This is a genomic window from Acidobacterium sp. FHG110202_01, assembly GCF_059115305.1.
The window spans coordinates 563,996-584,171 of record NZ_JBZYWJ010000004.1; the positions used below are offsets into that span (position 1 = coordinate 563,996).

The 20,176-nt window shown below is 57.3% G+C and carries 18 protein-coding genes; 12 read left to right on the forward strand and 6 right to left on the reverse strand.

Going from position 1 to position 20,176, the window contains the following annotated elements:
* The first annotated feature begins 164 nt into the window (after positions 1-164).
* From AC5S16_RS11410 to AC5S16_RS11425, 4 genes are all read left to right on the forward strand, one after another.
* Positions 165-1,493, forward strand: coding sequence for a Gfo/Idh/MocA family protein (locus tag AC5S16_RS11410; RefSeq protein WP_493930185.1), 1,329 nt, complete (start codon positions 165-167; stop codon positions 1,491-1,493).
* On the forward strand, positions 1,493-2,917 hold the full coding sequence (locus AC5S16_RS11415) for an FG-GAP repeat domain-containing protein (protein ID WP_493930186.1): 1,425 nt from the start codon (positions 1,493-1,495) through the stop codon (positions 2,915-2,917). The genes AC5S16_RS11410 and AC5S16_RS11415 overlap by 1 nt, the downstream gene beginning before the upstream one ends.
* A 332-nt stretch (positions 2,918-3,249) precedes the next feature.
* Complete coding sequence (locus tag AC5S16_RS11420; RefSeq protein ID WP_493930187.1) at positions 3,250-3,804, forward strand: DUF4386 domain-containing protein; 555 nt, start codon at positions 3,250-3,252, stop codon at positions 3,802-3,804.
* Positions 3,805-3,855: 51 nt separating this feature from the next.
* A complete protein-coding gene (locus tag AC5S16_RS11425; RefSeq protein ID WP_493930188.1) occupies positions 3,856-4,485 on the forward strand; it encodes a DUF4386 domain-containing protein in 630 nt (209 codons plus the stop codon).
* A gap of 20 nt (positions 4,486-4,505) precedes the next feature.
* Here AC5S16_RS11425 and AC5S16_RS11430 read toward each other — a convergent pair whose 3' ends face one another.
* Positions 4,506-8,114, reverse strand: coding sequence for an alpha-amylase family protein (locus tag AC5S16_RS11430; protein ID WP_493930189.1), 3,609 nt, complete (start codon positions 8,112-8,114; stop codon positions 4,506-4,508).
* Positions 8,115-8,435: 321 nt separating this feature from the next.
* Here AC5S16_RS11430 and AC5S16_RS11435 point away from each other — a divergent pair, with 321 nt between their 5' ends.
* Positions 8,436-9,227: a hypothetical protein gene (locus AC5S16_RS11435; protein ID WP_493930190.1), complete on the forward strand. Its 792-nt coding sequence runs from the start codon at positions 8,436-8,438 to the stop codon at positions 9,225-9,227.
* A 108-nt stretch (positions 9,228-9,335) separates the two neighbouring features.
* On the opposite strand, the gene AC5S16_RS11440 is transcribed toward AC5S16_RS11435, so the two are convergent.
* The 3 genes from AC5S16_RS11440 to AC5S16_RS11450 form a co-directional block, all read right to left on the reverse strand.
* A complete protein-coding gene (locus tag AC5S16_RS11440; RefSeq protein WP_493930191.1) occupies positions 9,336-9,827 on the reverse strand; it encodes a hypothetical protein in 492 nt (163 codons plus the stop codon).
* Between the two features lie 66 nt (positions 9,828-9,893).
* A complete protein-coding gene (locus AC5S16_RS11445) occupies positions 9,894-11,279 on the reverse strand; it encodes a sigma-54-dependent transcriptional regulator (RefSeq protein ID WP_493930192.1) in 1,386 nt (461 codons plus the stop codon).
* Positions 11,280-11,392: 113 nt separating this feature from the next.
* Entirely contained in the window at positions 11,393-12,220 is an 828-nt protein-coding gene (locus AC5S16_RS11450) for a sensor histidine kinase (protein WP_493930193.1), read from the reverse strand.
* 259 nt (positions 12,221-12,479) lie between these two features.
* Here AC5S16_RS11450 and rph point away from each other — a divergent pair, with 259 nt between their 5' ends.
* Positions 12,480-13,220 carry a ribonuclease PH gene (gene rph, locus AC5S16_RS11455; RefSeq protein WP_493930194.1) on the forward strand — a complete coding sequence of 247 codons (741 nt, stop codon included), beginning with the start codon at positions 12,480-12,482 and terminating at the stop codon, positions 13,218-13,220.
* Between the two features lie 83 nt (positions 13,221-13,303).
* Here the strand turns inward: rph and AC5S16_RS11460 are convergent, their stop codons facing one another.
* Positions 13,304-13,702: a hypothetical protein gene (locus AC5S16_RS11460; RefSeq protein ID WP_493930195.1), complete on the reverse strand. Its 399-nt coding sequence runs from the start codon at positions 13,700-13,702 to the stop codon at positions 13,304-13,306.
* 39 nt (positions 13,703-13,741) lie between these two features.
* Entirely contained in the window at positions 13,742-14,518 is a 777-nt protein-coding gene (locus AC5S16_RS11465; RefSeq protein WP_493930196.1) for a hypothetical protein, read from the reverse strand.
* Between the two features lie 799 nt (positions 14,519-15,317).
* On the opposite strand from AC5S16_RS11465, the gene AC5S16_RS11470 reads away from it, so the two are divergent.
* The 6 genes from AC5S16_RS11470 (at position 15,318) to AC5S16_RS11495 (ending at position 19,984) form a co-directional block, all read left to right on the forward strand.
* Entirely contained in the window at positions 15,318-15,602 is a 285-nt protein-coding gene (locus AC5S16_RS11470) for a helix-turn-helix domain-containing protein (protein WP_493930197.1), read from the forward strand.
* 7 nt (positions 15,603-15,609) lie between these two features.
* A complete protein-coding gene (locus tag AC5S16_RS11475) occupies positions 15,610-15,900 on the forward strand; it encodes a hypothetical protein (RefSeq protein ID WP_493930198.1) in 291 nt (96 codons plus the stop codon).
* A gap of 192 nt (positions 15,901-16,092) precedes the next feature.
* Positions 16,093-17,106, forward strand: coding sequence for a tagatose 1,6-diphosphate aldolase (locus AC5S16_RS11480; RefSeq protein WP_493930199.1), 1,014 nt, complete (start codon positions 16,093-16,095; stop codon positions 17,104-17,106).
* A gap of 502 nt (positions 17,107-17,608) precedes the next feature.
* Positions 17,609-18,496, forward strand: coding sequence for a peptidoglycan editing factor PgeF (gene pgeF / locus AC5S16_RS11485; protein ID WP_493930200.1), 888 nt, complete (start codon positions 17,609-17,611; stop codon positions 18,494-18,496).
* Positions 18,497-18,609: 113 nt separating this feature from the next.
* Complete coding sequence (locus AC5S16_RS11490; protein WP_493930201.1) at positions 18,610-19,005, forward strand: YciI family protein; 396 nt, start codon at positions 18,610-18,612, stop codon at positions 19,003-19,005.
* 196 nt (positions 19,006-19,201) lie between these two features.
* Entirely contained in the window at positions 19,202-19,984 is a 783-nt protein-coding gene (locus tag AC5S16_RS11495; RefSeq protein WP_493930202.1) for a phytanoyl-CoA dioxygenase family protein, read from the forward strand.
* The last annotated feature ends 192 nt before the right edge of the window (positions 19,985-20,176 follow it).

The following is a 20,176-nucleotide window of genomic DNA, read 5'->3' on the forward strand; positions in this document are numbered from 1 at the left end:
CATTTCCGGGGGATGCCAATAGTCATATAGCTGTTTCGTACCGCAGGGTTCAATATCTTCATAGGGAGCCGAACTCCTTTACAATGCATATGGCTAAAATTCCTCGACGCCTATTTCACGGGAAAGTGAGATTTCTATCGACCATGCTCGATCGCAGATCGTTTATGAAGGCTGCTGCTGTCATGACTGCCGCAAAAACTACCCGCCTGCAACCACTCTTTGCTCAAGTCCAGTCCCCCGCACCACGTTCTGCGAATGACAACATTCACCTCGCCCTCATCGGCGCGGGCATTCAGGGTCAGGGCGACACGCGCACCGCAATACAGGTGCCCGGCGTCAAGCTGGTGGCCGTTGCCGACTGCTACGATGGCCGGCTCACCCACGCAAAGGAAGTCTGGGGGCAGGACGTCTTCACTACACGCGACTACCGCGAAATTCTCGCGCGCCAGGACGTGGATGCTGTTCTCATCGCCACTCCCGACCACTGGCACAAGCAGGCTGCTGTCGACGCAATGAACGCCGGCAAGGACGTCTACCTTGAGAAGCCGATGATCCACCTTTACAAGGACGGCCCGGAGATCATTGAAACCGCGCACAAGACCAACCGCATCATCCAGATCGGCAGCCAGCGCGTGAGCTCAGTGGTTTACGCGAAAGCAAAAGAACTGCTCGCCTCCGGCATGATCGGAAAACTCAACATGGTCAGCGCCTACTGGGACCGTAACTCGTCCATCGGCGCCTGGAATTACTCCATCCCGCTCGATGCCTCTGAGCAGACCTGTGACTGGCCGCGCTTCCTGGGTACAGCCCCGAAAATTCCCTTCAATCCAGAGCACTTCTTCCAATGGCGCAAGTGGAAGGACTACGGCTCCGGTGTTGCCGGCGATCTCTTCGTGCATCTCTTCAGCGGCACGCACTTCATTACAGGCGCTCACGGGCCTACGCGCGCCATGGCTACCGGCGGCCTGCGCTACTGGAAAGACGGCCGCGACGCCGACGACGTTCTTCTCGCGCTCTTTGATTACCCTGAGGGCTTCAACCTGAGCCTGCGCGTCAACTTCGTCGACGGCGGCGAAGAGAGCGAAGGCTTCCTCTTCACCGGTTCCGAAGGCCAGATCACCATCGCCGGCAACACGGTCACCGCCAGCCGCACTCCTCCCGAGAGCGAACCCGGCTACACCGTCTCGACCTTTGCCGAAGCCATGCAGAAGGAATACATCGCGGAATACCGCAAGAAGTATCCTCAGAAGCATTTCAGCGGCACGCCGCCGGTCGAGGTGCAGAAGTTCGCTGCGCCTACCGACTATCTGGACAGCTACGACCACTTCCATAACTTCTTCAATGCGGTTCGCACCAGAACTCCGGTTGTTGAGGACGCTACTTTCGGCTTCCGCGCCGCCGGCGCTGCGCTGCTCAGCAACATCAGCCTCGAGCACAACACCATCGTTCACTGGAACCCCGAAACCATGAAGCTCGAGGAGCGCAAAGCCTGATGAAGAATTACACCCGGTACCTTCTCCCCCTTCTGGCTCTGCCTCTTTTCGTCCCCGTTTTCGCGCACGCGCAGGAACCGGGAAAAGCCACAGAGTTCCGCAAACCGGAGCCCGGCAACGGCCCCGGTGGCGCAACACGCATTGCCTTTCTCGCCCACCGTCTTGGCAGCGACCATGCCGAAGGCATCTCGCTGCTCGACATGAACGGCGATGGCTTTCAGGACCTGCTCAGCGGCGCCTACTGGTATGAAAATCCCGGCGCGCAGGGCGGCGAGTGGAAGCAGCACCAGTTCCGCACTGTCGGCATCCACAATGAATTCGTCTCCGACTGCGGCGAGTGGATCGTCGACGTCGATCACGATGGCCTGCCCGACCTTGTCACCACTGGCTGGATCCTGAATGGCGTCTGGTGGTATCGCAACCCCGGCCCCAAGGCAACTGCTGCCGGAGCTATGTGGAAGGCCGAAAAGATCACCGACAGCTTCGACACGGAAGGCGGAGCTTTCTTCGACATCAACGGCGACGGCAAGCCCGATCTTGCTCTTGCCCACTACAACCGCTCGGGCGTGCTCTGGATCGACTTCTCCAAGGACAAGCCCGCCGTGCACCACCCGGGCGGACGCGAGCAGGACGGCCACGGCATCGGCGTTGCCGACATCAACGGCGATGGCAAGCCCGACATCCTCACTCCCCATGGATGGTTCGAGCAGATCAATGCCGACAACGATCTCTGGAAATGGCACGGCGTCTGGGACCTCGGCGACACCGGGTTTCCCATCCTCGGCTATGACGTGAACCATGATGGCAGGATGGACCTCATCTTTGGCCAGGGCCACGGTTATGGCCTCTACTGGCTGGAGCAGGCCGGCACCGCCGCCCATCCGCTATGGATACGGCATACCATCGATGAGTCCTTCTCGCAGTCGCACGCGCTTGCGCTCGTCGATGTTGATGGCGACGGCACGCCAGAGCTCATCACCGGCAAACGCTATCGCGGACACTCCGGCAATGACCCCGGCTCCTACGATCCTGTCGTGGTCTACGCCTACAAGCTGCCCACCAAAGCCGAAATTGCAGCTGCAAAGGCGCACACAGGAAAACCGGCAGCTGCGATGAACACCAGGGGAGCCGTGGACACGATGCGCGTTTCCGACACAGCGCACGATCCGCTCTTCCTCCGCTATGAGCTGTCAGCCAATGGCACCGCGAGTGCCGGCACGCAGTTCATCGCTGCCGATCTTGATCACGATGGCGACATCGATATCGCCAGCGCGGGCAAGCTCGGCGCGCACTTCCTCGAAAATCTCAAGATCAGCAACGTGCCCAAAAACGTGCGCGAAGAAATGCAGCCGCTCAACCGCAAATGGCCCTTCCCCGGCGAAGGCAAGGAAGTCGAACAGGAAGACGGCCCAACCCCGCAATAACAGCCAGGCAATACTTCGACCAAAGAGCAGACATTGATTGCAATGTCTGCTCTTTGTTTTTTCTGGCAGGAGTTACTACGCCAAACGTCAAAATCGTAAGCTGGCGATTCGCAGATCCAGAATAGTGCCGTATGTTTTGCCATGAAAAGGCGGCAGAAGAGAGCGCTGGCCTGCAGTCGTCAGCTGGACACGAGGTCAGTCCTCGGTCCAGCTGTCCGAGAAATGGAACCAGCAAGCTTTCGCCCGCGTATGAAACCCCAGGCGAGAGCTCTTCTCTAAAGTTCCAGCAACTGTTGATCGACTGGTGAAGTGGACTTTCCGGAGGCGATGAAATGACACAACAGATTCAAGAATCGTCCCCCAGGCTCAAGGCCAGGGTTGCCGGAGTTTTTTATCTGCTCGCCGTACTATCGGCGGTATTCGACGAGGCTTTTGTTCGCGGTAGGTGGCTCTACGCAGCTGGACTCATTCCAGTCGTATCCTTCGCGATTGTCACGCTGCTGCTTTGCCAATTTCTGAAGCCGGTGAATAAAAGCATTGCTTGGCTCGCGGCGTTCTTCAATCTTGTTTCGCTTACTTTGGAAGCTTTTCAATTCCATTTCCGGGGAGCGAACATTGCCCTTATATTTCATGGACTCTATTGTCTGCTGATTGGTTTTCTGGTTTTCCGGTCGGCCTTTCTGCCGCGAATCCTTGGCGTGCTGATGGCCATGGGCGGTCTCGCCTGGCTGACCGATCTGTCAATCCCGCTCACTGACCACCTGGCCCCTTACAATGTGATCGCTGGTTTCACAGGAGAAGGAGTGCTCATGCTTTGGCTCCTGGTAATCGGGCTGAACGGTCGACGATGGAACATACAGGCCGGCGCAGAGATAGAACGCGTGTAACTCCGTGCCCATAGGTACTGAACGAAGGTCCGGCACGAGGAAAAGAAAAGTGTGAACACGACTGAAATAATGAAGCGGATTGCAGGTGCATCCCCGCGTCTTGAAGCCAGAATCGCCGGCCTCTTGTATCTGCTCATCTTCATCGCAGCCCCGAGCGGCGCCGCGACCGCCACGCCGGCGAAGATGATCGTCACTCTTGTGTGCGATGCCGGCGTAGCGGTCATCCTTTATGATTTGCTCAAGCCGGTAAACAAGAGTCTTTCTCTGCTTGCAGTGCTCTTCAGGCTCATCTTTGTCACGGTGATGGCAGCCAATTCGCTGAGTTATTTCGGCGTCGTAGTCCTGTACCAGAACGCTCCTCACTCTGCGGCCGCCTTCAACAGCGGTTACTGCATCGCCATGGTGCCTTTCGGACTCCATTGCATCCTGATCGGCTATCTCATTTTCAGGTCAATCTTCCTTCCTCGGATTCTCGGCGTCCTGATGGCGCTGGCAGGCCTGGGTTATCTGACCTTCCTTTGGCCCCGGCTTGGAAGCCATCTCTTCTTCCCCTGGATTGTGATTCCCGGCGTAGTTGGCGAAGGATTGCTGACGCTGTGGCTCCTAATTGTCGGCGTGAACGTCCAGCGATGGAAGCATCATGATCACTTGCACCAACGTTTCAGGGCAAGCGTGGAATAAACTGCACAATAATTGGCGAACTATTTTCGCTGTTTGGCGTGGTGACCCCGGGTAGAAAGCTCGCTCTCCTCATCGGCAGGCGGTTCAAGAAACAGATGCAGATCATATCCGACTTCCGCGGCCGCATGCAGACCTCTTGAGACAGCGTTTTCAATCCTGCTTACAGCCTCAGGCTCATTCAGCTTCTTCTCTGCAATCTCGATCAGCGCAGGCAGTTGTAACCAGCTGACCATCTCTTCGAACTGTTCCTTGTTGAAGTAGGTTTTCTCCCCGGCCTGGTTAACTCCCGTCAGCCACCGGACATCCGGATCAGCCCAGAATGCTTCCGAATGCAGCGTAGCTTCTGCAGGCTCGTTCCCATACTCGAGCAGCATGCGCACCTGCGCTGCCGCGCGCCATGTCCTTTCGCCTTCGATGCCAAGCGAGGAAAAGGCTTCGGCCAGAGCATCCCGCAACCGCAGCTGATCAAAAAGCGGTCTCGAAAAACTGCGCAGGATGATCCATGCGAGCAGAGGTCCCCACGTCTGCGCCACTGGGAAGGCGGGCGCATTACTGGGAAGCATGTGGCGCACCGCTGCCGGCCATGCAGTCGAGAAGTCCTGCTCCAGGCGAGGAATTTCGAGAGCGGCCGTCAGCATGGCAGCACACGTCCTGCCGTCCGTATCAGCCTTCTCCATCACGGCGTGTTCTTCCGCTCCAAGATAGTCGAGCGCTTTCTCAAAAACGAGCTGGCTGATCTTCACCAGGGGGCGGAGCCGCGGATCAACGCCCGCAAATTCAGAATCCGGCTGCGGACTCTTCGCAGCCGGTCTTTCAGCTTCATGACCATCGCGTACAGAAGGCTTCTCCGCCGGCTTCAAGGCCATCTCAGCCAGCAGCTCGACATGGTGATGGCTGATCGCCTGCCGAATCGCATCATGCAGCGGACGCAGGCGCAGCTTGGTCAGCGCTTCATCGACGCTGTAAACGCCCTCGCCGTGCAGCGCATCGCAAAGCGTATCCCACGGCTGTTCTGCCGAAGGCCGCAGCTCGCGCCAGTGGAGCAGCGATACATACTGGTACCCGCGCAGATCAAGGCATAGCCCATGATGGCGAATGTCCGTGACGCGCCGCAAATACTCAAGATTGCGCGCGTGGTCGCGATACGCAAGGATCACTGAATCGTCCATTGGCAGCGCAAGCCCATCAGCGAGACTTCTTTGCCGCAGCTGGCCGCTGCCCTTGTCCATCGAAGCAGCTGACATGTGAATCGTGCCGTGCGTGCTTCCGTAGCGATTGTTATAGAGCACCAGTGCGCGCTCGCCATCGCGCCGGTTCGAGTAGGCGAAGACATTTTCATCCACCGTCCCGTAATCCGTCCAGAAGTCGTAGAGCACGAAGTTATAGCTCTCGGCAAAGAGCCAGCGCTTTTTGAGCAGCGGAGCAATGTCATGCTGATGACGCGCCACCAGTCCTTCATCCGGATGCTCATCCATGCGCGCGCGCTTGAACTCCATGCCGTAGCGCTCCGTAAAGCCTTCGATCTGCCCATGTCCGAACATGGGCAGCCCCGGCAAAGTCGCCAGCAATGTGCACACGCCAAAATACTTGTCGCCAGTGCCGAACTGGTCGATCGCTGTGCGCTCGTCCGGATTGCTCATGAAGTTCACATAGCGCTTCATGATGTCCGGATCGAACTCGATCGTCTTCTTCAGGTACGACCGGTACTTCGCATTCTCCTCATCGCGCAGCATGTTCATGAAGGCGCTGTTGTAGACGCGGTGCATGCCCAGCGTGCGGACAAAATATCCTTCCAGCAGCCAGAACGCCTCGGCCAGCAGCAGCGTTCCCGGAACCTCCGCCGCCACGCGATCCACCACCTCGCGCCAGAATTCATGCGGGATCAGCGCATCGAACTCTTCCTGCGACATCGCATTCTCTGCGCGCGACGGAATCGATCCGCCCGCGCCCGGCAGCGGGAACCAGAGCCTCTGAATATGCCGCTTGGCCAGCACCATTGCCGCGTCGAATCGGATGATGGGAAACTGCCGCGCCACATGCAGAATCGTCTGGATCACGTGCTCGCGCACTTCATGCTTCGAATAATCGAGCTGCGCCGTATCATTCCACGCGAACGACGTTCCGTCATTGCCGTGGTAGACATAACGCGTCGTTCCTTCGCGATGATGGCGCAGGCGAAACGCAACCGCGGCATCGGTCTGATCGTAGTAGTGGTCTTCAATCTTGATCTCGACGCGGCTGTCCGTCGAAAGATCAGGCCCTTCAAAGCTGTAGGCAGGAAACGGGCTCTCCCAGCGATAGAGAAACCAGTCGGGATGCTCGATGACCCAGTTCGAGTCAATGCCCATGTGGTTCGGCACCATATCGCTCGCCAGCCGGATGCCATGCGCCGACGCCCGCCCGCGCAGAACTTCGTACGCCCCCGTTCCGCCAAGGTCTTCGGCAATCTGATACTCCTTGAGCGAATAAGCCGACGCCACCGCATCGCTATGCCCGCGCAGCCGCTTGATCGTCCGCGATGCGATGCTTCTCTCCCACAGCCCGATCAGCCACAGCCCGGTGATTCCCCGGTCGGCAAGCAGCCTCAGCTCTTCTTCAGGAATATGGTCCAGCCGATGAATATGCCGTCCATATTTCTTCGACAGCTGCTCCAGCCACACATACGTGCTCTTCGCAATGAGCACCACATTCGGCATCCACGCCTGGTCGGCGCTGAAGGCCTCGTATTCGTGCAGCGGCGCCTGATAGTCATGGGCATACCTTTTCTGTCCGAATTGCTGGTCGAAGCCGACATACTCATCGCCGACGAAGCCTTCGGTCCCCCGCCCCGGCGGACCATGCCGGTGCCAGTCCGGCCCGGGCGGATGAAAACGCAGCCAGATCGCCAGGTCTTCTTCGCGCAGCACATCAATCGCCAGCAATATGCGCCGCAGGTCCTGCCCCAGGTACTTCGACCAGCGATCGCGAATGAAGTCCAGCTGCCCGGTCAGCGAATCCGGCGAAGCCAGCATCGGCGCGCGCAGCGCCTCAAACAGGCTCCCAACTTCAGGCGCAACCGGCGGGCGCGTCGTGAGATAGTCCGGCAGCGACGCAGTTACGCCGCGATAGACCGTCTGCTGCTCGAGTGCCGTATCTTCAAACAGCTCGCGAAAAGGCGCAAATGCCGGATTCATGTTCGCGAGCCACAGCAGCATCAGCTCTTCGAGCGCGGCCTCGCGGTTCGGAATCCCCTGCGTCGTGCCTTTCAGCCATTCCTCGGCCGTGACCTGTCCGCGATACACCGCCACATTGGGAAACTGCTGGACGAAAGCGACGAGCAGCCGCTCCACGTCAGGCCCGATCCGCGCAGCAAACCACCGGATAGCCTCAGAAAATACGGCAGGATCGACGGCCTTGCGATAGCTCGAAACCAGAGCATGATTGAGCTCATCAATCATCCCCATCGCAAACAGGGCCCCGGCATTCACGGTCTTCGCAGGATCGGCATCCGCGCCATGCGCCGCATTGAGCTGGCGCGCAAGCCTGCGGCTGGCAGCTACATCACCGAATACCACGTTGCCGGTGTAGCTGAAGAGCAGCTCGTCGATATCCAGCTTTTCCCGGATCGCCCGGGAAATATGAAATTCCATCACGGAAAAAACTCCCCCAAACACTTCCGAACGCTTTCTATCGCGTTCTACTTCCCATATGCATCAAGCGTTCTGCTTAAAGGGCGCACAAATCTCCACATGGAACCAGCAGAGCCCCACGAAACAAGCATCCTCTGTTCTAACAGATGCCGGAAACTTTGGAACAGGAGAGCGCATGCCAGATTTCCGTAAATTCAGTGTGTCAAGAAAAGAGAGCAGCGTATACGCAGGCAAACCAGCCAATTGCAGGTAATAAATATACTTGGCGCACATGTAGGCGCGGTCTAACCTGCCGGCATGTGGTTTCATTGTAAGAATCTTTTGTGGCAATCTTGGCTGGCTCTGGTTTCGGCGCTGGGGACAACCACGCTGGCAATCATCGTGGGGATTGTTGGTTTTTTCTTCGTCCTCGTCCTCAATCTTATTTTTAAGCTCAGAAAAGACGGCTGGAGTTGGAGTGTGACTAAGTCCCATTTCAGCCAAAACCTTAGAGATTCTTTTATTCCTACGGTGATAGGAACGGTCATATTGTGGTGCGTGCTATATGGTTTTTTTGTAGTGAGAACGATCTACAAGGATCATGTTGACTTTGTTACTCAGAATCAACAACTCAGGAAAAAAGAATCCCACCTGGTTGGCCTAAAGAGTTGTGATGACGAGATTGTAGATCTAAAAAAGCAATTAAACGATGCAAAACATCACTCTGGGACCAAACCATCTGTGCCGCTAATCCCATCACCCATCGCGCCTCGCATATTAACCGACCTTCAGATGACCGTGCTTCGACGTGAACTCACCGCTGGAGTTGGGTTAAGAGTTCGAATAAATGTTATCGGTAAATCAGGCGATACCATTGATTTCGCAAATGAGCTGCGGAAACTATTTGAGGGATGGGAAATTGATGGAGGCAATATCGGAATGACGAATGCTGAAATATCTTCGGGATTAGAGTTTGAAATTCCTAACCCTGAAGAGCGATCCGTTCAAATAGCCGCGCATGCATTTGATAGAGCCCGCATTCCGTACTCTAAGAATATTTCTTCGAACGCATATCGCGGCCCAGTATCGCTGGGACCACCCCCTGCATTGACCATAAACGTCGGAGATCAATAAATGTGTATGAAGCATGAATATCGCATAGGTCTAAAAAACTTACCGTTCATGCACTAATTGGCAAAGAACTATAACGAAAATTCCCTTAGATAATAAAAGAGTAAGAGCTCAGACTGCGGCCTGTGCCTCGCTCCCCAGCCTCACCCTGAGCACATCGGCAAGATGGGCCACAGTTTTCAGGCGCGCCGAAAGCTGCGGCGTAAGCGAGGGCTCTTCGAGCGCAAGCTGGGAATGCAGAATCAACCCGGTAACCGTGTCACGCAGCTCGCTTTCCACAGCCACGGCTGCAGCGCGCATGGCAAGAAGCTGCTCCTGTTCACGGCGATAGAGTACCGAGCGGACCTCGCGCACCAGCCGCGCCGTTCCTGAGATGGCGAAGTTGAACTGCAGCGGAACCGCCAGCCCCGCATGCTTCCACAGAAGCTCCGTCGCCTCCGGATCGGCCTCGGCCAGCACATCATCGACCACGACAATGGCGTATTCCTGCCGGCGCAGCCGCGCGAGCCCATCCTTGCGGCTTGAAACAACCTCAACGGCGAGATCGAGCTGTTTCGCGAGAACAGAGGCGCAGTTTTCCGCGCCCTGAATCGAAGTAATCATCAACATGCTCTGCATCGGTGTGTCCTTTCAAGTGAGAAACAGCAGCTGAATCGAATCAAAGCAAAATCAGGCCTGGCCCAGCCCATACTCCTTGAGCTTGCGATAGAGCGTGGTCTTCCCAATCCCGAGGAGCCGCGCCGCCGCCAGCTTGTCGCCGCGCAGCGCTTCCAGCGCATCGAGAATGGCCCGCTTTTCCAGCTCGGCCAGCGGAGTCACCTCCAACACGGTCAGAGCCGCATCCGTCTTTGCAGATGGGGGAGGGGTGAACCTGGGGCGCGTGCTCGAATAGTAGGCAACAATTGGCGACGAAGCGTCGCCCAGCTGCAGCACATGGCCCGAACAGTAGGCGCAGGCGCGGTCGATGACATGCTCCAGCTCGCGCACATTGCCCGGCCAGTCGTAATCCATCAGCACGCGCAGCATCTCGTCGCTCACGCGGAAGGTCTTGCCATAATCGCGGTTCTTGCGCTCGAGAAAATGAGCGATGAGCAGCGGAATGTCATCGCGGCGCTGCCGCAGCGAAGGCAGTCGCAGGTTGACGACATTCAGCCGGTAATAAAGGTCTTTGCGGAAACGCCCCTGCTCGACCATCTCCGCGAGGTTGCGGTTGGTGGCAGCCAGAATGCGCACATTGATAGGCACGCGGTGCGTCGCTCCTACCGGCCGGACTTCCTTCTCCTGCAAAGCACGCAACAGCTTGGCCTGCAGGTCAAGCGGCATTTCACCGATCTCATCAAGAAACACCGTGCCGCCTTCGGCTGAAACCAGCAGGCCGTCCTTCGAGCGGTTGGCGCCGGTGAATGCGCCCTTCACATAGCCGAAGAGCTCGCTTTCAATCAGCGTCGGCACCAGTGAGCTGCAGTCGACCGGAACAAAGGGCTTGGCGGCGTTCGGTCCGTTCAGGTGGATCGCTCGCGCAATCATCTCCTTGCCCGTCCCGCTCTCGCCCAGAATCAGAACCGGATGATTGGTGAAGGCAACCTTCGAGAGAATGCGGTAGATCTTTTCCATCTCTCCGCTGCGCCCGATGATGTTGCCCAGTCCCTGCTGGGTGCGCAGCTTCTCACGCAGGCGGCGGCTTGAGAGATCGAGCGTCCTCCGTTCCGAGGCGCGTTCGAGCACAGCCGTAAGCTCATCGAGAGCAAAGGGCTTGGTGAGATAATCGGCCGCGCCCGTGCGCATCGCTTCCACCGCCGAGGTAACCGTAGCAAAAGCAGTCATCACAATCACAGCTGTGTCCGGATGCAGCGTCCTGAGCTCGTCCAGCAGCTCCAGCCCGGCCGCGCCCGGGGCTTTCAGATCGAGCAGCACAATGTCGATGCTGTTGCCGCGCAACAGCTCGCGCGCAGCATCGAGATTCGGAACATTCTGGGGGAGGAAACCCTGTTTCGACGCAATCTCCGAACAGGCGTCGCGCACCGCCGCGTCTTCGTCCACGATGAGAACACTCATCCGGACACGATGCTCTCCTGTTGGCAGCAGGGTAGAAGTCGTCATAGAAGGCAACAAAGCAGAAGTGGTCATCGAAGGCAGCAAGGTAGATGTCGTCATAGAAGTTGCAGTGGTTAGCATTCTAAGGTTGTCCTTTCGGGAAAATCAGCAGAAAACACTCCGTTTACCGGTGCCGCAGGTATCAGAAGTAACTCCACCTCAAAGCGCGCTCCGCGTCCGGGAGCGGAGAAGGCGCGCACCGAGCCTCCGGCATTCTCCACAAGACGCCGGACCGTGCTCAATCCCAGTCCCCGTCGTCGCGCTTTGCGTTCTTTGGTGCTGAAGCCTTCCTCAAAGATGCAGTCAACGATCTCCGCCGGAATGCCGGGTCCGGAATCCTGCACCGAGAGCAGCGCAGTGCGGGGCGTGTGTATCGCCGCTTTGCGCTCATCGAGAAAACTGCCGCCTCCACCCTGCTGCAGCGTGACGCGGATGCGCCCGCCCTGCGGCATGGCTTCGGCGGCGTTGCGCGTAAGGTTGATGAGGATACGGGTCAGGTCTTCCTGAGAAATACGGACCATCCCCGGGCACGGCAGGCACTCCACTTCAAACTCGATTGCCGGGCCCGCCAGCGTACTCAACGGCCTGTAGAGCTCACGGACCGCTGCAGCAGGATCGGAGACATACGGCTCTTCAGAGAGATCAGTGTTCTGCACGGGCCCGTCCGCACAGCGCTGCAGCAATTTTGAGCTCGTCCCAACGACCATCTTCAGGTCGGCAGCGAAATGCTCCTGCCCCGCTCGAAGCACTCCCGGCTCGGCAAGCAGATCGCAGTAAAGCTCCAGGGTAGCGATCAGATTGCGCAGATCATGCTTGAGCGCTTCCGGCGTTTCCCCTCTGATCTTTCCTCCAGCCTTTCGCGCCGGTGGCGCTGGCTGAGTGGCTCTCACGAGTGCAGGCATCAGGATTCCTCTTTCTGCCCATCTCTACATACACGTCGCATGCCAGAGTGGGAACACACCTCTAAGTGATTGCTCAGACTTGACTTGAGAGAATGCCTGCGATCAGCCCCCGATTTCCCGACATTCCCGAATTGGGATACAAAACCGGGAATCACCCCGGAAGTCTCTTTGTTTTCATCACGAAACTTCAAGAATCTCAAATTGGGACCGAAATACCGGATTCCCAATTTGAACCACCACGATTGCTTACAATGAAGCGATGCCAGATTCAGTAAAGACCTTCTTCCGCTCCTCCGATCGCGCCCCCGACGCCCTGCGCCCCGTGCGCCTCACGCCGGATTACGTCGCCGTCGCCGAGGGCTCTGTCCTGATCGAGCTCGGCAACACGCGCGTGCTCTGCAACGCCACCATCGAACAGGGCGTGCCCGCATGGCTGCGCAACAGCGGACGCGGCTGGGTCACCGCCGAATACGGCATGCTGCCCCGCGCCACCCTCACCCGCACGCCGCGCGAATCCGAACGCGGCAAGGTCGGCGGCCGCACCCACGAGATCCAGCGCCTCATCGGACGCTCGCTCCGCGCCGTCGTCGACATGCAGGCCCTGGGCGAGCGCACCGTCGTCCTCGACTGCGATGTGCTCCAGGCTGACGGCGGAACGCGCACCGCAGCCATCACCGGGGCCTGCGCCGCGCTTGCCCTCGCCCTCAACCGCATGGTCGCAACCGGAGCGCTCAAGAAGTCGCCGCTCACGCAGCTGGTCTCCGCCACCAGCGTCGGCATCGTCGAGAATACAGTCCTTCTCGATCTCGCTTATGAAGAAGACTCACAGGCTGAAGTCGACATGAATGTCGTTATGACCGAAGACGGCGGCCTGGTCGAAGTCCAGGCAACTGCAGAGCGCACACCCTTCGCGCGCACCCGCATGCTCGAGATGATGGACTACGCCGAACGAGGCATTCGGCAGCTGCTGGAAGAGCAGAGGAAGCTACTAGGGAAGTAGGGAGATAGGGAAATAGAACGTGAATCGACGCTGCATAGTTTTATGCTTCTACTAACTCCCTAGTTCCCTACTTCCCTATCTCCCTAACCGCTGCTTCCCTGAAAAAATTTAACTGCAATCTTCTCCACCTGCTCAGGAAGGCACTCGCCTCCTCCTGCCGTGCGCAGTGGGCCGATCGATAGTCTGCCCAGTTGCTCGAATAACTCGGGAATATCCGAAGGTGCAGTCTGCTCCCAGTCTTCGATCAGCTGGGAGATATAGTCCCGGTGTACTTCCGAGATAGCTTCGGTCCAGGTGTCAGGTCGCGAAATATGCAGCACACCATGCTCTTCGCGGTTCTGCGGATAGATATGCGCCACCACCAGACAGGGATCTGCCGCCTCCGATCGCATGGCAGAAGCGTACTTGAGCAGCACAAACCGGCATTGCATCCCCGACATGCGAAGAGTATACCGTCGGGCCAGCAGTTTCTTCTCCGGCAAATTACGGGACGATTGCCGCCATGTTTCATAGTGGGCCGTTCAAATCCGAAGGCTCATCGCTTCAAGTTCTATGATCATAGCTTCGGCAATCGCATCGATATCAGCGTGCCGCCGTGCAATATATGCGCGCACGCTATCTTCCCATTCATCAGGCTGCCAGTCTGCATAGGCATAATCGAATGCCGCTTCAAAGAGCTGTGCATCGAGGCTGCGCAGTTTGCCGGCCCAGCTTGCAATGGAGGCTTCCGTCCATTCGGAAAGCGCATGCCGGTGCGCGCGAACGAGCTTCCTCACGTCGATCCACGGCTCATAGTGAATCGTCCCGTCATCGCCCTGGATGTTGAACATCTTTCCATGAGAAAGAAACAGAGCGCGCAGCGTTCCATCCGGCTGACCGACGTAGATTGCACGGCGGGATTGCCGCGCGCCAGCCCACGCGTCAAACATCGCCATCCCGGCAAAGTCGCTCCGGTTCCCGACCCTCGATTGCCACTTCGACGGAATGATCTCGTAGGTCTCGCTGCTGTCGCTGCCGGGAGCAAGCCAGGATGCGTGACAGATCCGCACCACCGGCGCAATGTAACCTCTGCTCTCTTCAAACCACAGACCGCTTTCGCTATCAAAAGATGCCCACAGCTGCCACGTATCTACAGGCAGCCCCAGGGAATTCGCCAGCCAGAAGCAGAAGGCCTCGCCGGCATGCTCCGCTGCTGCCCGGCGGCATTCATTGCCCCGGTCCCGGGCAGGCTGCATCACACTGTGGATCGATGGAAGAACCTCTGCTTTACGACTCTTTGCAGGAAAGATATAGGCCATTCTGTTTTTCTCCGTGTTTCTCGCGAAAAGAAAATGAGACAAACAGAGCCGTATTTCTATCAGCGCACACACGCATCATGGTGAACCTCGGCATAGTGCAAAGACATCAAAAAAGACCCTGTAACTTACATCTGTAGTTTTTATAGTCAGACAACTATCAGGAGATTTAGATCGCCTCTTAAAATTACTTCGGTATAAACCAGCGTTCTTCTATGAAGAAGTAGATCACTTATAAAATCTTTTTAGTTATGAATTTTAAGAACTACTCTTTTACATAAGTCAGGCTAGTTGCACCAAGATTTCCTGAATTCACGAAATACTTTTCCGCCTATAATCAACATTCCGCCTATAGTCGACCATCTGCTTCGTACAATTTGGTTACATTAGTTCCACAGTCCACCGATTAAAAAAAATGGTGTTCAGCTCCAATGCTCCAACAGCATCGAAGCGCAGGTTTATGTATATTTTTGTTGCTGCAATTGCAGGGTTCTGTCTTGGTGGTTCTCTCGGCTTTCTCAGTGCCTGTATTCTGGCCAGCCGGCGGATTCACTCAAACGATATGATTCGAACATCTCCTGCGGGGTGCGCAGGACACGAAGAAGGTAGCATCAGGAAGGACATCATCCCCCCAACGCATGCCCGCCCTCGGCCTTCTTAGTCACAAAACAACTCAAGGCACAACAAAACCTGACGATAAGCAAGAAAGGTATCGGCAGAGTGACAAGAGGGATCGAGGGAATCAACGGGGATGTCGTACAGGGACAGACCAGAAGTGGAGGAGACGGGCCCGGCAGATGTCATGGTCGCTTTACGGCCTGGCCCGGAACCCGCTCCATCTGCAAAATCCACTCCGTTTCCCTTCAGTCTTCCGGTTCGCGACGTCAATGCCCGCTTCGGAGGCAAAGTGCGCACACTCAGGCGCGAACGCCGCTGGACCCAGCTCCAGATGGCCATCATCCTCGGCATCAACCGCAGCTATCTGAGCGAAATCGAGCGCGGACGGAAGTCCGTCTCTCTTGGCATGCTCGAAGTTATTGCCCTCGGCTTTCATATGACGATTGCCGAATTGCTCCGCGACGTGTGAGACCTTGATGACTGCTCTGACCTTTCTCGCCGCCCTCGGTCTGCTTCTCCTGCTCGGCCTGTTTGTTGTCCTTGGCCGCCGCCAGCGCCATTCAGCCAACGTGCACGGTCCTTACATCGACAGGCAATGCCCCTATTGCAAAGAATGGGTGCGATGGGAGCTCGAAATCTGCCCCTCCTGCCACCTTCGCTTTTATGATCCCGTCATCCACGGAGCTGCTGCATCTGCTTCCTCCCCTGAAGACCAGCCGCAGGCTGAGACCGCATCCGATCTCTCTGTTTCTTCCACCAATCGCTAGAGTGAATCCGGCAGTCCCTATGCCGGCCTCCCCGCACTCGGTTACAGCAAAAACCAGAGTTGATGCATCCTGGAGTCACGGCCCTCAAGTTCCCCCGAAAGGACACAGGAACTCTGGTTTTGCTCTAGAATGATCGGTGCAATTTGTTTTCTTAAAGTCCCGACACCAAAGAACAGAGCAGGAGAAATGACGATGTCCACCAAATTGACTCCCGGAAAACTGGCCGGACTTAAGGCAGTCTCGGACGAGCGCGGCGTCATCGCCGCAGCCGCTATGGACCAGCGCGGTTCGTTGAAAAAATCGCTGGCAAAAGAGAAGGGCGTATCCGATCTTCCTCCCTCGGCGCTTGAGGAATTCAAGAGCCTGGTCACCGAAGTGCTCACCAAGCACGCTTCCGCCATCCTTCTCGATCCCGAGTACGGCCTGCCCGCTTCGAAGAAGCGCAACGGCAAAGGCCTTCTGCTCGCCTATGAGAAGACCGGCTACGACGCTGCCACCCCTGGCCGCCTGCCCGATCTGCTGGACCTCTGGTCAGTGCGCCGCCTGAAGGAAGCAGGCGCGGACTGCATCAAGATCCTGCTCTACTACACGCCCTTTGAGAAGTCGGCTATCAATGACCTCAAGCACGCATGGGTTGAGCGCATCGGCGACGAGTGCCGCGCGCACGACATCCCCTTTTTCCTCGAAACAGTTGGATATGATGTCCACGGCGAAGATGAAAAGAGCTTGGCCTATGCCAAGCGCAAGCCCGAGGTCGTCACCGGATCGATGGAAGAGTTCGGCAAGGAGCGCTACGGCGTCGATGTGCTGAAGGTCGAAGTGCCCATTCAGATGGAATTTGTCGCCGGCACCAAAGCCTTCAAGGGCGAGCAGGCCTACACCCGTGCCGAAGCGCTTGAGCACTTCCGCCTGGCCGCCTCCTCCACGCACAAGCCCTTCATCTATCTCTCGGCCGGCGTTTCCAACCCTGTCTTCATCGAGACTCTCGAACTCGCCGCCGAAAGCGGAACCAGCTTCAACGGCGTTCTCTGCGGACGCGCCACCTGGAAAGACGGCATCCCCGTCTACGCCAGGCAGGGCGCCAAGGCCTTTGAAGAATGGCTCAACACGGAAGGCGTGAAGAACATCGAAAACGTCAATCATGCCCTCAAAGCCGCTCACTCCTGGTTCGATAAGGTGGACCTGAAGGCCGAAGCCCTGGTTTAACGCAAACCCTGCGTTCACAGACGCCGCAGCCTCAGAGCTGCGGCGTCTTTTTGAACCGGTGCGAAAGGCCACCCTTAAGGATTGTTTAAAACACCCGTGAAAAGATATGCACAGAAAATTAGGCATTTCTAAGAAAACCTGGGCAACTTTGGCGCTCGACTCGCATTCATAATAAGCAACGATTAGAGGCAACTTCATGTACTAGCAATCTCACCTGTACTTGAAATTCACTCTTGAATTGTCCGCTTACGCGGACCCTCAGTCACAACTACCCATGGCTTCCCCCTCTATAAATGCCTCTGAAGCGGGCCCGCCGGAAGGCGGGCCCATTGCTTTTCAGGAGAAACTTCGATTTTGGCCAGACTCCAAAATAAATGAAATTGTCATCCCGACCGGAACCGGGATCCCAACATGCGTGCTGTTCGCATGTTGAGGTGGTGGAGCGGAGGGACCTGCAGTTTCTCCCTGACCCTCAGTAACACCTGATCTAGAATGAAGCTGGATGCCCGTCTCTCCCGCGCAGACGCTCGAAGTCGCCCAATCCCCCCTGTGGACAGGAACCCCATGGCTACTCCACGGCTTCAGCACGCGCCTTGGCGGAAACACAAAGGTCTACAGCCCCGGGCAGAAGACCGGCGAGCTGAACCTCGGCTTCACCGCATCGGATGACAGAGCCACAGTGCTTGAAAATCGCAGGCTGCTCATTCAAGCCGTTGCAAAAAATGCTGCACGAACCCCCGAATTGGTGACGCTCAAGCAGGTCCACTCCTCCATCATCCACACCATCTACAAATCCGATACACACGAACAGGCCAACCTCGAAGGCGACGGCCTGATGACCGCTGAACCCGGCGTCCTGCTCGGCATCCAGACCGCCGACTGTATTCCCGTGCTCATCGCCGACCGCAAACAGCGCGCCGTTGCTGCCTTCCATGCCGGATGGCGCGGCACCCTGAAGCGCATCGTCGAAAACGGCGCCGGTCGCATGCGCCTCGAGTTCGGCAGCCACCCGGACGACCTCTCTGCCGCCATCGGCCCAGGCATCCGCCAGTGTTGCTACGCCACAGGCGAAGAGGTGCGAGATCAATTCGAGTCGCAATTCACCTACGCGCCCGAGCTCTTCCGCGAGGTCTTCGACTCCGACCCTGTCAAGGAAAAATATCCGCTGCTCTTCCTCACCGCGCGAGCACCCGGCCATTCGAACCTCGGGCCTAGCCTCCATCTCGATCTCGTCGAAGCCAACCGCCGCCAGCTGCTCGATGCCGGACTGCGCCCAGAAAACATCTTCCTTCAGGGTGACTGCACCAGCTGCAGCACCGACCGTTACTTCTCCCACCGTGCCGAGCACGGCTACACCGGGCGCATGCTCTCCGTCATCGGTATCCGGTAAGCGTCAAATGCTCCCCCAAAAAATCTAGAAATATCTGTCGATTCCCTCGCCTCCCAATCGACGATGTAATGAGACGGCAAATCATCTGCCGCCTCAAATCAAGGAGGAAATCCATGAAATTCGTTTGTTTGGGATACATCGAGCCTGGCAAGTTCGAGAACATGCAGGAGAGCCAGCAGCACGCCATGCTTGACAAGTGCTTCACTTACGACGACGAGTTGCGGAAGAACGAACATTTCGCTGCCGGCGAAGCTCTTCAACCGGCTGCCACGGCCAAGACGCTGCGCTGGACGAAAGGCGCGGTCTCTGTGACCGACGGCCCCTACTCCGAAGCAAAGGAGCAGATCGGCGGAATCCTTGTGCTCGAGGCGCGCGATCTCGATCACGCCGTCAAGCTGATCTCCCGCCACCCGGGAGTCCAGTATGGCCCCTGGGAAATTCGCCCAGCCGCAGACCTGAGCGGGATGATTGAGGCAAGCGAACAGAGGCGGGGAAAGGTCAGCGCATAATGAAAACCGCCATCGGCGCCCTGACGGCAGGCATGCTCAACGCTCCGATGCCGAACCAATAACATCAAAAAATAATGAAAGCTGTACGCAAGACCCTTGATAGCATGAGCAAATCATGATGACCCGCATCTCCTCCGTCTTTCTGTGAGGCCACGCCCGTGGCCCGGTCCAGAAAAACAAAAGAGGAGATTCGTGTATGCATGCAACAAGCGTGGAAGAGTTTGTTCGCAACGGCTTTGTGAAGCTTGAAAATGCCTTCCCCGCCGAGACGGCCGCGGAAGCGCGCGCCATCCTGTGGCGCGAAACCGGCTGCAACCCCAACGACCCCACAACATGGACACGTCCCGTCGTGCGCATTGGCGATTGCGCACAGGAGCCATTTCGCCAGGCAGCAAACACACTCGTTCTACACGCCGCGTTTGATGAATTCGTGGGAGAAGGACGCTGGGTTCCACGAGGGAGCCTGGGCGGATTCCCTATCCGCTTTCCCCATCCCGACGACCCGGGCGACACCGGCTGGCACATTGACGCAAGCTTCCCACCACCCGAAACTTCTGACTCCCACCTCCACTGGTGCATCAACATCAGATCAAAGTGGCGCGCGCTGCTGATGCTCTTCCTCTTCTCTGATGTCACGGAAGTTGACGCACCCACGCGCATTCGCGTTGGTTCCCATTTAAGCGTAGCTCGTCTGCTCGCCCCTGCAGGAGAAGCCGGAATGTCGATGATGGAACTGTCCCGCCTCGCGGAGCCCGAAACACGAGGAATGCAAGAGGTCCTGGCAACCGGAACAGCGGGAACCGTGTATCTCTGCCATCCCTTCCTGGTTCACGCCGCTCAGGCGCATCGCGGCACAACACCGCGTTTCATGGCGCAGCCGCCGCTCTACCCGCGTGTCCCTTTCGAGCTCGAACGCAAAGACGGCAATTACTCACCGGTAGAAACTGCAATCCGTCTCGGGATCACCGGGAATCCCTGAACCTTATCTCTAACCACGTGCGACAGCATTTCTTTGTTTTGGTGGCAGAGCGGCCAATACGAACTTGCAGAAGAAACTTGGGATATATCAGAAGAACTGACAGGTATTCACTACACCTTAGCCATTTAAAGCTTGATGCCGGCACCTTGAGGGAAAGACGTCATCCCTGCCTTGTTTGCCACATGAAAATCT

Bases quoted from the DNA above. Each gene is read 5' to 3' on its own strand.
- AC5S16_RS11495 (WP_493930202.1), top strand. From the start codon at position 19,202: ATGCATGCAACAAGCGTGGAAGAGTTTGTTCGCAACGGCTTTGTGAAG.
- AC5S16_RS11410 (WP_493930185.1), top strand. From the start codon at position 165: ATGAAGGCTGCTGCTGTCATGACTGCCGCAAAAACTACCCGCCTGCAA.
- AC5S16_RS11470 (WP_493930197.1), top strand. From the start codon at position 15,318: ATGGTCGCTTTACGGCCTGGCCCGGAACCCGCTCCATCTGCAAAATCC.
- AC5S16_RS11480 (WP_493930199.1), top strand. From the start codon at position 16,093: ATGTCCACCAAATTGACTCCCGGAAAACTGGCCGGACTTAAGGCAGTC.
- AC5S16_RS11490 (WP_493930201.1), top strand. From the start codon at position 18,610: ATGAAATTCGTTTGTTTGGGATACATCGAGCCTGGCAAGTTCGAGAAC.
- AC5S16_RS11430 (WP_493930189.1), bottom strand. From the start codon at position 8,114: ATGGAATTTCATATTTCCCGGGCGATCCGGGAAAAGCTGGATATCGAC.
- AC5S16_RS11440 (WP_493930191.1), bottom strand. From the start codon at position 9,827: ATGATTACTTCGATTCAGGGCGCGGAAAACTGCGCCTCTGTTCTCGCG.
- AC5S16_RS11415 (WP_493930186.1), top strand. From the start codon at position 1,493: ATGAAGAATTACACCCGGTACCTTCTCCCCCTTCTGGCTCTGCCTCTT.
- AC5S16_RS11450 (WP_493930193.1), bottom strand. From the start codon at position 12,220: ATGCCTGCACTCGTGAGAGCCACTCAGCCAGCGCCACCGGCGCGAAAG.
- AC5S16_RS11420 (WP_493930187.1), top strand. From the start codon at position 3,250: ATGACACAACAGATTCAAGAATCGTCCCCCAGGCTCAAGGCCAGGGTT.
- AC5S16_RS11465 (WP_493930196.1), bottom strand. From the start codon at position 14,518: ATGGCCTATATCTTTCCTGCAAAGAGTCGTAAAGCAGAGGTTCTTCCA.
- pgeF (WP_493930200.1), top strand. From the start codon at position 17,609: ATGCCCGTCTCTCCCGCGCAGACGCTCGAAGTCGCCCAATCCCCCCTG.
- rph (WP_493930194.1), top strand. From the start codon at position 12,480: ATGCCAGATTCAGTAAAGACCTTCTTCCGCTCCTCCGATCGCGCCCCC.
- AC5S16_RS11475 (WP_493930198.1), top strand. From the start codon at position 15,610: ATGACTGCTCTGACCTTTCTCGCCGCCCTCGGTCTGCTTCTCCTGCTC.
- AC5S16_RS11445 (WP_493930192.1), bottom strand. From the start codon at position 11,279: ATGAGTGTTCTCATCGTGGACGAAGACGCGGCGGTGCGCGACGCCTGT.